Origin of the sequence: uncultured Methanobrevibacter sp., assembly GCF_902788255.1 — an archaeon.
In the GTDB taxonomy this organism is placed as follows: domain Archaea; phylum Methanobacteriota; class Methanobacteria; order Methanobacteriales; family Methanobacteriaceae; genus Methanocatella.
The window spans coordinates 1-14,076 of the sequence record NZ_CADAJR010000042.1; the positions used below are offsets into that span (position 1 = coordinate 1).

The 14,076-nt window shown below is 38.4% G+C and carries 14 protein-coding genes; 9 read left to right on the forward strand and 5 right to left on the reverse strand.

The window, feature by feature from the left end; genetic code table 11:
• The first annotated feature begins 172 nt into the window (after window positions 1-172).
• The 3 genes from QZV03_RS10425 (at window position 173) to QZV03_RS10435 (ending at window position 2,098) form a co-directional block, all read left to right on the forward strand.
• Window positions 173-550 (forward strand): hypothetical protein, encoded by a 378-nt coding sequence (locus QZV03_RS10425; protein ID WP_296876563.1) that lies wholly within the window; start codon window positions 173-175, stop codon window positions 548-550.
• 188 nt (window positions 551-738) lie between these two features.
• The gene (locus QZV03_RS10430) at window positions 739-1,668 is read left to right on the forward strand and encodes a glycosyltransferase family 2 protein (protein WP_296876565.1); all 930 of its coding nucleotides are present in this window, start codon (window positions 739-741) and stop codon (window positions 1,666-1,668) included.
• Between the two features lie 4 nt (window positions 1,669-1,672).
• Window positions 1,673-2,098 carry a GtrA family protein gene (locus QZV03_RS10435; protein ID WP_296876567.1) on the forward strand — a complete coding sequence of 142 codons (426 nt, stop codon included), beginning with the start codon at window positions 1,673-1,675 and terminating at the stop codon, window positions 2,096-2,098.
• On the opposite strand, the gene QZV03_RS10440 is transcribed toward QZV03_RS10435, so the two are convergent.
• Window positions 2,099-3,496 (reverse strand): DUF2142 domain-containing protein, encoded by a 1,398-nt coding sequence (locus QZV03_RS10440; RefSeq protein ID WP_296876568.1) that lies wholly within the window; start codon window positions 3,494-3,496, stop codon window positions 2,099-2,101.
• A gap of 376 nt (window positions 3,497-3,872) precedes the next feature.
• Between QZV03_RS10440 and QZV03_RS10445 the strand changes: the two genes are divergently transcribed.
• Complete coding sequence (locus QZV03_RS10445; RefSeq protein WP_296876570.1) at window positions 3,873-4,193, forward strand: hypothetical protein; 321 nt, start codon at window positions 3,873-3,875, stop codon at window positions 4,191-4,193.
• Between the two features lie 64 nt (window positions 4,194-4,257).
• On the forward strand, window positions 4,258-4,827 hold the full coding sequence (locus QZV03_RS10450) for a hypothetical protein (RefSeq protein ID WP_296876572.1): 570 nt from the start codon (window positions 4,258-4,260) through the stop codon (window positions 4,825-4,827).
• Between the two features lie 23 nt (window positions 4,828-4,850).
• Here QZV03_RS10450 and QZV03_RS10455 read toward each other — a convergent pair whose 3' ends face one another.
• Window positions 4,851-5,015 (reverse strand): hypothetical protein, encoded by a 165-nt coding sequence (locus tag QZV03_RS10455; RefSeq protein WP_296876574.1) that lies wholly within the window; start codon window positions 5,013-5,015, stop codon window positions 4,851-4,853.
• A 76-nt stretch (window positions 5,016-5,091) separates the two neighbouring features.
• On the reverse strand, window positions 5,092-5,946 hold the full coding sequence (locus tag QZV03_RS10460; protein WP_296876576.1) for a hypothetical protein: 855 nt from the start codon (window positions 5,944-5,946) through the stop codon (window positions 5,092-5,094).
• A gap of 278 nt (window positions 5,947-6,224) precedes the next feature.
• Here QZV03_RS10460 and QZV03_RS10465 point away from each other — a divergent pair, with 278 nt between their 5' ends.
• Together QZV03_RS10465 and QZV03_RS10470 are read left to right on the forward strand one after the other, a co-directional pair.
• Window positions 6,225-7,409: a coenzyme F420-0:L-glutamate ligase gene (locus QZV03_RS10465; protein ID WP_296876578.1), complete on the forward strand. Its 1,185-nt coding sequence runs from the start codon at window positions 6,225-6,227 to the stop codon at window positions 7,407-7,409.
• Window positions 7,410-7,620: 211 nt separating this feature from the next.
• Complete coding sequence (locus QZV03_RS10470; protein ID WP_296876580.1) at window positions 7,621-9,039, forward strand: sodium:alanine symporter family protein; 1,419 nt, start codon at window positions 7,621-7,623, stop codon at window positions 9,037-9,039.
• Between the two features lie 235 nt (window positions 9,040-9,274).
• On the opposite strand, the gene metK is transcribed toward QZV03_RS10470, so the two are convergent.
• Window positions 9,275-10,450 carry a methionine adenosyltransferase gene (gene metK / locus QZV03_RS10475; protein ID WP_296876582.1) on the reverse strand — a complete coding sequence of 392 codons (1,176 nt, stop codon included), beginning with the start codon at window positions 10,448-10,450 and terminating at the stop codon, window positions 9,275-9,277.
• Between the two features lie 433 nt (window positions 10,451-10,883).
• Between metK and QZV03_RS10480 the strand changes: the two genes are divergently transcribed.
• Complete coding sequence (locus QZV03_RS10480) at window positions 10,884-11,987, forward strand: glycosyltransferase (RefSeq protein ID WP_296876584.1); 1,104 nt, start codon at window positions 10,884-10,886, stop codon at window positions 11,985-11,987.
• On the opposite strand, the gene QZV03_RS10485 is transcribed toward QZV03_RS10480, so the two are convergent.
• Window positions 11,969-12,370 (reverse strand): nucleoside 2-deoxyribosyltransferase domain-containing protein, encoded by a 402-nt coding sequence (locus tag QZV03_RS10485; RefSeq protein WP_296876586.1) that lies wholly within the window; start codon window positions 12,368-12,370, stop codon window positions 11,969-11,971. The two genes, QZV03_RS10480 and QZV03_RS10485, sit on opposite strands and share 19 nt — an antisense overlap.
• A 281-nt stretch (window positions 12,371-12,651) precedes the next feature.
• Between QZV03_RS10485 and glf the strand changes: the two genes are divergently transcribed.
• On the forward strand, window positions 12,652-13,749 hold the full coding sequence (gene glf / locus QZV03_RS10490) for a UDP-galactopyranose mutase (protein WP_296876588.1): 1,098 nt from the start codon (window positions 12,652-12,654) through the stop codon (window positions 13,747-13,749).
• Window positions 13,750-14,076: the final 327 nt, after the last annotated feature.

Below are 14,076 nucleotides of genomic sequence, written 5' to 3' on the forward strand. Positions count from 1 at the left end.
CGAGGCGTTTTAAAACGAATCTATCGCAGAGATCTCATTTGGAATGACAATCGCAAAAAGGATTTTGAAAATCAACAAAGTTTTTGAAAGAGTCTCAAAAATGAATCACACCGGAAAGAATATATTTAAATGCAACTAACACACAAAATTATAACAAAGGAGGGAAATGCCTATGAAAAAACACACTAAAATTGTAATCTGTGTTCTTGCAATATTCATCGTCGGAATGACTTTAAGCGTTGCATTTGCAGAACCTGTAAACGCAAAGAAATATAAGAATAAAAAATACATCACCGTCAAGGTGAAAGATGGTAAAAAGACAATTAAAGTAAAATGCAAATATAAAAAATCCTATAAACAATATTTAGGATCTAAAAAGAAAAACAGTAAAAGATACGATGTATATGTATGTTATGAACATAAAAACGGCATGCAGAATGGTAAAAAAGGTTGGTGGACAGTAGGAACTAATGGAGGAATGAGCGACTGGGCAAAATTCGGCACAGCTCACAACAAATACCATCCGGTAACCAAAATAAAATTACGTTAGTAATCAATTAGAAATCATGTGAATACAAAAGATGATTTTTTGCATGCTGCATAAGTGGATTTAATAGGAAAACCTATTAATTCCAACTTATTTTTTTAACCTCCATACCACATCATCAAATATAAAATCCTATTTTCATGAACAATTTTGCATCAAATATAAATCACATAAAAACACAATATTAATTTATGAAAACCGTAATCCTGATTCCCTGTTACAATGAGGCATCAACAATTGAAAAGGTTGTAAGTGACTTCAAAAAGTGTATGCCACATGCAGATATCTATGTATATGACAACAATTCAACCGACAATACGGCAGAAATAGCCGAAAGGGCAGGAGCGATTGTAAGACACGAATACAGACAGGGAAAGGGAAATGTGGTAAGATCAATGTTTCATGACATCACAGCGGACTGCTACATCATGGTTGACGGTGACGACACATACCCCGCCGAGGCGGCAGCGGAGTTTGAGGAAATAATCCTTAACAAACGGGCGGACATGGTAATCGGGGACAGACTGTCCTCAACATACTTCGAGGAAAACGACAGACGCTTCCACAACAGCGGAAACAAGTTTGTTCGAAACTCAATCAACACATTCTTTAAAAGCGATCTGCATGACATAATGACCGGTATGAGGGCATTCAACTACTCATTCGTCAAGTCATTTCCGATACGCTCTAAGGAGTTTGAAATCGAAACCGAAATGAGTGTGTTCGCTCTTATGAACAACTTCAAAATCAAGGAAATACCTATTGACTACAGGGATCGTAAGGAAGGCAGCGAATCCAAACTCAACACCTACAGTGACGGAATGAAGGTCATAAGGATGATTTTTGCACTGATACGTGACAAACGTCCGTTGATGTACTTTTCAGTCGCCTCACTGATTCTTCTAATCATTGCGGCAATATACTTTTTCCCGATTCTCTTTAGGTTTTTCAGCACCGGCCAGGTGCTTAAGATTCCTACACTGATTGTCATATCCACAGTGGTAATCATCGCCGCATGCACATTCTTTGTCGGAGTCATACTGCATGTTCTAAACCACCATCACGCCGAAGAGCTCGAGCGCCACCTGATTCTTTTAAACGAACTGAAAAAAGAGGAATGAGACATTGATAAATAAGCTTTTTAAGGATCCTACAGACAATATTTTCATCCAACTTTTCAGATACATCTTCGTTGGAGGAACCGCATTTGCTGTGGATTTCTTCTTCTTATACTTCTTTTCCGACATATGCGGAATCTATTACCTGATATCTGCGGTATTCTCATTCATCATATCCGTTCTGGTGAATTATGTGATGAGCACAAGGTGGGTGTTCAACCAGGACAATATAGAAAATAAGGTGATGGAGTTTAATTTGTTTTTACTTATAAGCACTATCGGACTTGTATTTACCGAGATACTGCTTTACCTCTTTACAGATGTCTTGGGACTCTATTATCTGATTTCCAAAATCATATCAGCAATCATTGTCCTTTTCTGGAACTTCCTGGCAAGAAGGGTAATGTTTTACGGCAAGGATTTCCTCAAATAGCTAATAGTAGTATTTGGTGGCGAAAGCCAGAATCAGTGTTGCCATGAACCCTATAATGAAAACCATCATGTACTTGTCTGTGAACTTCTCGAGACGATCGATTTTAAACGGCACAATGATTGGAAGCAGCGCAAAGAGCGGAATGAAATACCTTGTGCTGACACCGATATTGTATTTTCCGACATCCGCCCAGGTGAGAAGCTGGATGAAGCATGTTCCAACGTATATTATCAAAAGAATCGCAAGCGCTCCCCATCTTGTCTTGTTTTTGAAATCGACCTTCCTTGGATAGAACATCAATGTCGCCAAAAGGAATATCCAGATGAGCACCGTAATGAACAGGTAGTGGTCCATATAATGGTTCGGACTTCCGGCAGCAAAGAAATTGAAAAGCCCGTTGACTGTAAGGCCCAGGGTGAATGTGAAAATCAGCCTGAAGAAGTGGACAATGAACCAAGGATGGCCCATAATATATTCCAGCTGACGATCGGCATCCATGTAATTGAGCTTGGATCTCCATGAATGCATGAGGGCAGGTTCGGAATATGTACTCCACATGACACCTATAAGACCAACAATGAAAATACCTAAAAGCATGTATTTCCATATTGACTTGTCCCTGAAGTTTTCCCTTGGAACAAAGAGTATCAAAAAGACAAACGCAAGATATGGCAACTTACAAAGCCCCAAAAGCAGTGAAAGGGCACAGAATATTGCAACATGCTTGACTTCAAGCGACTCCGCCTCGGACTTGTAGAGATACAGGAAGTATGCCAACGTAAGCAGCGCCAGACCTATGATCATCGAATCGATGCTCACAGAGGCCGCCTGATAAATCGAAATCGGAATGCAGGCAACGGCCAGAAGGGGAACCTTCAGCACCGGCGCTATGCGAATAGCCATTGATATTAAGAATGCATAGAAAATCAGATTGCATATCCTTCCAAGCCACAGCATCCAGATGACATTCAAATCAAAGAGTTTCGCTATTAAAACACCCAGTGCCTGAGGAAGATATCCGTAAAACGGATTCTGCTCAAATGCTGACCCGTCAAGCATGGTCTTATTGCTAATTTTGTCCGAATCGTGAGGTGTTTCAAAAACGGTCAGCCCCAGATTGTTTAAAAAGAACATGTGACTTGCAGTCGTGTTGAATCCCACATCCGTATTCAGGGCATTACTGTATTTTCCCTCAGTACGGTTGTAGAGTTGGGTAAGATTGTTCGGTCCGTCCTCCCAATGAGGAAAAATTACCCCCCGGGAAGTGATTTCCGCACGTGTCAGATGTTCAAGCTCGTCACTTACATCGGCAATCGGCACAATCAGCGCAGACAATATACCGAAGCACAGTATGATAACGAAAGCTACCTTGTAGAGCTCGTTTTCCGAGTCGTGCATGAAATAATATACTATGCACACCACACCCAGGATCGCCACTATGATAAATGACGCTATGACAACCTGCGGCTTGTCGAAATTTTTAGCCGAAAGCGTCGATGCCAGAGTGATAGTGATAAAAATCAGATAGATTAACCAATATTTTTTGGATTCTGCCAATGTATTAGTAATTTTTTTAAACATACTCTCAATTTAATTTATTTAAAATATTATATTTAAATATTTATTTTATCATTTGTTTTTTTGAAGAAAACTCCTAATTGACGCCACCGCAAATAGCAGAGGAGTACATTGTAACCACTGAAAATAATGAAAGAAAACCCTTTATGCGACTTAAATATCCTCAAAACAGAATCAATTATAGGAGGTATTATAAATGGAAAGGAAATATCTGATAATCATTGCAGTGATTGCAGTAGTATGCATCGCTTTTGTAGCCCTTTTCTTTTCAGGAGCAATCCACAACGGTTCATTTGCGGTTGAAGGCACAACATTCGGACCGGGAACCTATGTCGTAGGAACCGACGTTCCTGAAGGATACTACAGCTTTGATGGTCAATACGACCTTGAAGGTAATGCAGAATTTAAAGCATCATCAAATGGTGGCCTTACAATTTCAAACGATGACGTCAAGTTGGAATCTGGAGCCAAAATAACAATCCATGAAGGTGCAAGCATGAAATATGAAGGCAAGTAATTAAGTTTTAACCAAAGAATATTATGTTTAAACATATTTTAATCGAAGTTAAGGAGGTGAAAAGATGAACAAGAAAATCCTGATTGGAGTGATAGTCGTTGTGATTGTTGCAATTCTGGGAGTGCTTTACATGGTGGGCTCTTCTGATTTGACCTTGGTTGCAGGAGACGATGTGGTTACACTTCCTAGCGAATACATGCTTGACGACAAGGGAATTGCATACAAGGATGATGTTGGAGTGCTGTTTGCACCGGTAATGAGTGGAAATGCCACTGCTGAAAAGGAACTCTTTGATGCATTAAAGTCAAACGGGAAAGATGCCGGATACAAAAAGATCAAAACCGATGAGATAAACGGATTCAAGGTCTATGAATTTTCAGCAGACCCTGACAAGCTCAAGACCGTTTCCAGCGACAGAGTTTCAAGCGGCGACTATGAATATTGGCATGATTACGCACCATACAAGCCATATGAAGGCATGACAAATATGGATGTTGCCAAATACCGTTATGTAGGTTACGTTAAAGACAACAAAATATCAGAATTGATTATCTTTACAAACAATACCAATGTGGATCTCTATTCCGATGAAATTAACGGTATCGTGAACAGTATTTCAATAGCAGAGAAGTAGTTACTACTTCTTTTATTCTTTTTTTATTTGGACAGTGTCTTTTTAACAAAATCCAAACTAACTTCAGCAGTTTCAACTATTTCATCAAGAGAAAACCCTTTTTTCCTTAAATTAATTACAAATTTTTTATTTGTTTCTTCTAATTTTTCATCAACTTTCCTTTGAGCATAATCTTCCACAATCTTCATATTTCAACCCCAAACAAACATTTTGATTCAATTTTAAGAACCTGAAACTATCCTCAAAAAATCGATTAAAAAAAAATTATTTGGATAATGTTTTTTTAACAAAATCCAAATTTACATTAGCAATTCTAGCAATTTCACTTATTTCATAGCCTTCATTATCCAAATTGATTACAAATTCCATATTTCTTTCTTCTAATTTTTCATCAACTTTCCTTTGTGCATAATCTTCCACAATCTTCATATTACCACCTACAATATTTGAAATTGTTGTGTTCAGTGATTCGTCCGTAACAAACTTGTCACACAACATTAGTACGACCCCTTTAACGAATTGACCAATATCATCATCTAAATCAGGAATATTGGTTATTGTCACTGCAGAGTTTAAAATATTAATATCCACAGTCTTTTCAGATTCCATAAAGCAAAGCAAGCTTATCATGAGTAAGTCTTTTGTTATAAGCTTTTGGTTAGTTCCTATTTTAGTATTCATAGTATTTAAAAGTTTGTCACCATCAATGTTTTTCAAGGAATGAATATATATTGGAAATCTTGCCTCTGAGCTAACATTATACCATTTAACCTGCTCTTTTTCGATAGTACTTAAAACATGAACTTCTATGGGTTTTTTGGATTTGATTTTGACATGGTCAAAAAGTGCAGTGTAGAAGCGAAACCTTCTTTTGTCCCTAGTATCAACACGGGAACTTTGAAACTCGAATATGATAATTTTGTCCTTAAGTTCCATTATCAAATCCGGTTTGTACATTTTAGGATCAATGATGCTTGATTCAGTCTGGTGAAGTTTGATTAGTTTCCCCTCGATGTTGACAATCTCAATTAAGTCCTGTCCATAGATTTCACCATTGTTTTTGAAAATAACATCCTCGTGAAATTTAATTTTTCTCACCTCACAGAATTTTATCAGCATTCGTTAATTTGATTTTAAAGAATATAAATCTTTTTATATAAGTCCAAATCAATTTTAACAAGATATTATAAAAAAATAAGTTCATATCAATATTGATTTTTGCTTGCAACCAATTTGAATAAGAATAACAACACCAATTGCATGAACATCAAAAAATCCGCAACAAAAATACTGAAAAAAACGCATTATAAAAGTGAAAAATTGAGAAACTTTACATTTAAATAAGTTAAACTATAAAAAAATAAATGGTTAATTTAACCTTATTAGGAGTATATAAAATGAGATGTGTTGGTACTGTAGTACGTGGAATAAGGACCCCTATTATTAAAGAAAACGATGATTTGGCCACAATAGTCGTTGATTCATTGATGGCTGCAAAAGAAAGTGAAAACTTTGAATTCAAGGACAAAGACGTTGTTGCAATAACAGAAGCGGTTGTTGGAATTTCAGAAGGAAACTATGTCACCGTAGACGACATTGCCGAAGACCTTCAAAACAAATTCCCATCAAAAAGCATCGGTGTCGTAAACCCTATTTTAAGCAGAAACCGTTTTTCAATGGTTTTAAAAGGTATTGCAAGAGGAATGGACAAGATTACATTGCAAACCTCCTTCCCTGCCGATGAGGTCGGAAACGGAATTTTGGATGAAGCACTGCTTGATGAAAGCGAATACAATCTTGCAAGCGTCATCTCCGAAGATGAATACAAAGAAACATTCGGTTCATGGATTCACCCATTTACCGGAATTAACATGATTGACTTTTACCGTGAACTTATCGAAAGCGAGGACTGTGAAGTCGAGTTCGTCTTTTCAAATGACATTAAAACCATCCTTGACTACACAAACGATGTTCTGACCTGTGACATCCACACCCGTGAAAAGACAACAAAACTGCTTAAGTCACTGGGCGCAAACGTTTATGGAATGCATGAGGTTTTAACCGAACCTGTCGGAGATTCAGGATACAACCCTGACTACGGCCTTTTAGGTTCAAACAAGGCAACCGAGGAAAAACTTAAGCTCTTCCCTAAAACCGGGCAGGAACTTGTTGAAGAGGTACAGAAAAGACTTATTGACCTTACCGGAAAACAGATTGAAGTTATGGTTTACGGTGACGGCGCATTCAAGGATCCTGTTGGAAAAATCTGGGAACTTGCTGACCCTGTAGTTTCACCGGCACATACCGCAGGACTCGTCGGTACTCCAAATGAGATTAAATTGAAATACGTTTCAGACAACAAGTTCGCCGATTTGAAAGGCGATGAGCTGAAAGATGCAATCAAGGAAGAAATCAAACACAAGGATGCTGACCTTACCGGTCAGATGATTACAGAAGGAACCACACCAAGAAGACTGACCGATTTAATCGGGTCACTTTGTGATTTGACAAGCGGTTCAGGAGACAAGGGAACACCTGTTGTGTTCATCCAAGGGTACTTTGATAATTTAGCAAATGACTAAATTATTATCCCACCCCTTTCTTATTTTTTCATATCCAAACCCACAAAATTATCCTCTTTTTTTAAAAAAAATTTAAAAAAATTAAAAATAATGCCTTAAAAATAATCAAAATACATTATAACACGGGTTAAGTTAGTTTAAATGAAATGGAATCAAATATATATTAAAAAATCCAAAATAAACATGTAAAAAAAGTTAAAAAGATGTTTTTATGTTGGATGTAATTGTAACAATATTGACTGAAATTGATAATGTAATGTATTTTCCAATTCTGATTATTGTCATGGCAATAGCTGGATTGTATTTCACCATTCGAACAAAGGGAGTTCAAATAAGACTATTCAGAGAATCCCTACGTCTTCTTCTAGAACCGTCAGGAGACGATAATGCGGTATCATCACTACAGGCAATGCTGGTTTCGACAGCTTCACGGGTGGGAACCGGTAACATCATCGGTGTTTCAACCGCCATCTGTATTGGAGGGCCCGGCGCATGCTTTTGGATGTGGGTAATGTGTATCATTGGAGCCTCATCCGCATTCATTGAAAGTACCCTTGCCCAGATTTACAAAAGAAAGGATGAAAACGGAAGCTTCTATGGAGGACCTGCATACTACATTGAACAGGGCCTAAAAAACCATAAGCTCGCAATTCTCTTCTGCATATTCCTTATCGCTACATATGCCGTCGGATTCAATCTGCTGTGCTCCTACAATCTTCAGTCAACATTCATTGAATACTCATTTTACAACCCTTCCACAACACCGGCAATCATAGGTTTCATACTTGCCGTTTTGACCGGATACTGTTTGTTCGGTGGCGGAAAGAGAATTGTTAGCGTCACCAGTACAGTTGTTCCTCTTATGGGTGTTTCATATGTTATTGTTGCCCTAATCGTGATAGCATTCAATTATGCAAACATCCCTTCAATGTTTATTCTCATCCTTCAGGACGCCTTTGATTTCAAGTCCATAGCGGGAGGTATTGTAGGGTCATGTCTCGTATACGGTATCAAAAGGGGACTCTTTTCAAACGAGGCAGGTGTGGGATCTGCTCCTAACGCTTCCGCTTCAGCAAATGTGACACATCCTGTAAAACAGGGACTGGTCCAGACATTGTCAGTCTATATTGACACACTGCTCCTGTGTACCGCTACAGCACTCATGTGCCTTTCCACAGGTGTTGCAAGAAACGCCGCAGTTTCAGGCGCTCCTTATGTTCAGGATGCAATATCCACAGTCTTTGGCATTGCAGGACCTATATTCATCACAGTAGCAATGGTGCTCTTCGCATTTACAACCCTTCTTGGAAATCTGTTCTATGTCGACAATGCACTGACCTTTTTGAACCATAAAAAGAAGCCTTCAAAAAGGTTCATGAGAATATTTTACATCTGCGCCACATTAATCATATTTGTTGGTGCTATTATCCCAATGGATGCGGCCTGGGCCGCTGCAGACATCACAATGGGATTGATGACACTTATCAACCTGCCTACATGTGTACTTATGGGAAAAACAGCTCTGGACTGCCTTAAGGATTATGAAACCCAGAAAAAGTCAGGACAAAACCCGGTCTTTATGGCTTCAAACATAGGCATGAATGAAGAGGAACTTGATACATGGAAATGAATCAAATCCTCCTTTAAAATTTTTACATTTACGATTGATTAAATTAGCATCTATAGCTAAACTTTTGATAATTTTAATCCTATTTTTAAAAATATTATAGCAGCCACATATTTCAAAAAATATGTTAAAGAAGATGCAATAACAAAATATAGTTACAGTGATTTCGTGCAAAATAAGTTGTTTTAGAAAAAAAAGAGTTTAAGTTGAAACCACTTGGAGTGATTTCAATTCATGTTTAATTTTTAATGTATTTTTTCAGGTCTTCAGCCTTGTCGGTTTCTTCCCAAGGTAGACCTTCAATACCGAAGTGACCGTATTTTGCGGTCTGTTTGTATTGGGTATCCCTTAAACCTAAGGTTTCGATGATTCCGTCAGGAGTTAACCTGAAGTTTTCACGTACGATTTCCTCAAAGGTCTTGTCACCTATATCAGCGCCGGTACCGAATGTGTCAACCATGACGGAAGTAGGTTCGGCAACACCGATAGCATAGGACAGTTGGATTTCACATTTTTCAGCAAGTCCGCTTGCAACGAGGTTTTTGGCAACGTATCTTGCCATGTAACATGCACTGCGGTCCACTTTGGTACAGTCCTTACCTGAAAATGCTCCACCACCGTGTCTTGCATAACCTCCATAGGTATCAACAATGATCTTACGGCCGGTTAAACCTGCATCCCCGTGAGGTCCGCCTATTTCGAATTTACCGGTAGGGTTAATGTGCTCTTTGGTATTTTCGGTAATGAGTCCTTCAGGAATTACAGCCTTGAACAGCTTTTCACGGATGTCTGCTTTCAGCTGTTCCTGGTTTTCAGACATTGATTCATCATGCTGGGTTGACAATACGATTGCATCCAATGAAAGAACATTGCCATCCTTATCATAGTTTACAGATACCTGTGCCTTACCGTCAGGTCTTAGGTATGGCAGTTCACCGGATTCCCTTAATTCGGTTAACTTGTTGGTCAGCTTACGTGCCAGATCGATTGGATAAGGCATCAGGGATTCGGTTTCGTTTGTTGCATAACCGAACATCATACCCTGGTCTCCAGCACCGGTTTCCTCGTCGCCCCTGTCAACACCCTGGTTGATGTCCTGGGACTGTGCATGGAGCCTGTTGTCCACTTTACATTTGTGACCATCAAATTCGAGTTCAGGCTTGTCATAACCGATTTCGATAATGGTGTCCCTAATGATTTTTTCAATATCTTTTTTTGTAAGATCAGCATCAGAGGTAATCTCACCGAATACCAAACAATAGTCAGTTGTTACACAGGTTTCACATGCAACGTGTGAATTCTTGTCCTGTGCCATGTATGCATCCAATATTGCATCAGATATGATATCTGCAACCTTGTCAGGGTGTCCCTGAGTTACTGATTCTGATGTAAATGTTCTATATACTTCGCTCATAAATATCAATCCAATAAGTATAATAATTCGTTAATGGTATAATTTTTTGAATTACCTATAAAAATACCTTTCCATTTTTTGAAATTCCCTCATTCGAAAAAAAACTTTAATTTAATGAAATTTAAGGTAAATATCGATGTAAGTGAGCACTTACATTCGAAAATCTTTATATATGAACTATTATAAATGATTAAACAGGACTTAGAACTTTAAATTAAAAAATAGGTGATAAAATGGTATATTCAAAAATGCAATCAGCACAAAACATTGTCTCATATATAGAAGCAATCTTCCAAAAAATCTGAAAATAAACACGACGAATGAATCCCACACTACAATCTCTTTTTTTCAATTTTATTTTTTAAAGCAATGCTTTTAAATATTTTATAAAACATATTTTAATTAAAACGCTCACATTTTTTTAAGTGATAAAATGAATGATAAAATTAGTATTATCTTACCGATTTTTAACGTTGGAGACCATCTGAAAGGAGGAATAGACTCCCTTTTAAACCAGACTATAGGTCAGGAAAACCTTGAAATAATAATGGTCAATGACTGCTCAACAGACGGGTCCGACAAAATCATAGATGAATATGCCGAAAAGTACGACTGCTGCATTGCAATACACCATGAGAAAAACAGTGGCGCAGCATACACTCCACGTAACACAGGAATTGACGCCTGTACCGGTGATTACATAATGTTTTTGGATCCGGATGACAGATACACCCCGGACGCATGTGAAACATTATACAAGGCAGCCACCGAACACGATGCGCAGATGGCATTCGCAAGGTTTAGAAGAATATTCGAGTATGGAGGCAAGGTTCAGAAATCATACTCCCCATACATGGACGAAATCGAAAAGTACTATCCCGACGAGACCTTTGAAACAGAAAACTTCATAAAGGTGCCGGATTTCATATGGGACAATTTCGTTGAAAGGCTCCTGTACGGAAAACCCCTGGAGGTCACCTACCCTCGTGACAAGCCGTTGAATGTAATAAGCGTGGACAATATCGAACAGGAACCGGACATGCTCAAGATGCACCCGTCAGTATGGTGCAAGATTTACAGAAGAGACCTGATTATGGACAATGACATACGTTTCCAGCCTTACGTTTCAGGAGACGACATGGCATTTACACTTGAAACCCTCCTTAACGCAAAAGGAATCGTGTTTTTAAACAATTTCATGTCCTATGACTATTACATACGTGATCTTCCATCCGACAAGTCAATTACAAACACAGTAAACGTCAGACTTCTGGATGAGCTGATGGAATCATACATATACTGCAGGAAATGTACCGAAGGGTATTCAAAGGAAGTCCAAAACGTCAGCGTAAACCCTCACCTGCTGCACTGGACATATACCTGGAAAAATTCACCGTTTACAAAAGAGGAAAACAAATTGCTTTTAAGCAAAGTAAACAAACTCAAAAAAATCCATCAGACAGACCTGAAAACCAAATGGCTGCTTTCAAGCATGACCACAGCACTTGAAACCAAAATTCACACTTCCAAGGAGTGACCGTTCAAAAATAGAACCAGCTCATCAAGAGAGTCGATAACGATTCCCCCGTTTGAGGATATCAAATCCTCAATTTTTTTAAGGGATTTAATCTGATGGGCAGTCCACCCATTGCCATCATCCGAATCCAAAACGCAAATGACTGTTTTTTGAGGATGCTTAATGCTTGCATCAACCGCCTCTGCAATTGAATAGAACCCCTCCAATTTGGGAGTTAGTACAAAAAGCAGATAATCGCTTTTATCCTTCGCATCCTCTTCAGCCTGCATGGCCTTCTCATTCCACTCATCAACAACCGGATTGAAATAGTCGATTTTCAGTTTTGGAATTAATTCATCTCTCCATTTTGAACCGTTGACGGTTCCGCCAAGAAACACCATCATAATTAAGACTATTTTTGAAATGCAATCGTAAAATACTTTTCTATAAAGCTTTTGATTTAATGAAGGCCCGACCGGTTCAATCCTAACATATTTCAAAAGGCCCAATAAGCGTGAGCCGATTGCCCATATTTTTTCAATGAGAACGACAGGTAAAATACCATTCTAAACGAATTTGGAGATTGCAACAATACAGAAAATCAAAAGTAATGACAACAGGAAAATCAAAGAATTCGTAAAAAGTTAAAAACAATCAGCACCAATATTACTATAGGAGAATTAGCATGAAATATGATTATTTGATTGTCGGATCAGGTTTATTTGGTTCCATAATAGCTTATGAAATGACAAAAATCGGCAAAAAATGCCTTGTAATTGAAAAGCGTGACCATATTGGAGGTAACGTCTACACTGAAAATACTGAAAACATCAATGTGCACAAATACGGTGCGCACATCTTCCATACCAACAACAGAGAGGTATGGGAATACATCAACCAGTTTGCAGACTTCAACAGATACACAAACTCACCTGTTGCAAACTACAAAGGGGAACTCTACAACCTTCCCTTCAATATGAACACATTCTACCAGATGTGGGGCGTGAAGACACCTGAAGAGGCAAAGGCAAAAATAGACCAGCAAAAGGCCGAATACCATATTGAAAACCCTCAAAACCTTGAGGAGCAGGCAATATCCCTTATCGGAAAGGACATCTATGAGAAACTTGTCAAGGGATATACCGAAAAGCAATGGGGAAGGAAATGTGAGGACCTGCCGGCCTTCATCATCAAAAGACTTCCTGTAAGGTACACATTCGACAACAACTACTTCAACGACCTCTATCAGGGAATACCTATCGGAGGATACACCAAAATAATCGAGAAGATGCTTGACGGCGTTGAAGTCAAGCTGAACACAGACTTTTTCGACGATAAGGAAAAATGGCTGGACATAGCCGACAAGATCATATTCACAGGAATGATTGACCAGTACTTCGACTACTGCTACGGCGAGCTCGAATACAGGGGACTTGACTTTGAGTTTGAAACTCTTGACATGGAAAACTATCAGGGAAATGCGGTCATAAATTATACCGATGCAGAAACACCATTCACAAGGATTATCGAGCACAAGCACTTCGAGGGCTCCGAATCCGAAAAGACAATAATCACAAGGGAGTATCCGAAAACCTGGAAGAAAGGCGAAGAGGCATACTATCCAATGAACGACGATAAGAACTCCGAGCTTTTCGAAAGATATGAGAAACTTGCCGAAAAAGAGGGCAATGTAGTCTTCGGAGGAAGGCTTGGAATGTATCAGTACTATGACATGTGGCAGGTAATCGACGAGGCATTGAAACTTGTCAAAAAACTAGAATAGCCACTAAAAGGCTGTCACCATTTAAAAACGCCACAGATTAAATGATTTTAAAAAAAATTAAAATTGGACCACTAAACTGATATTTCTATAATTTTAAATTATATGGTTTCTTAACAAAAACTAGAGAAGAATTAACTTAATCAATTTTTAAAAATAAGATAATGTCCTATTGCAGAGAAAAATCCCTGCAATATCCCGTATTAGACATTAATATTGAACTACCTCGATTTTGTAGAAGTCGAGGATTCCTAGATTTGTTTTTTTGTGCCACTTGTTTATTTGGCGTTTTCTAGGCTATTCCCGTAGTCCCACCGGTTCAAAATATTA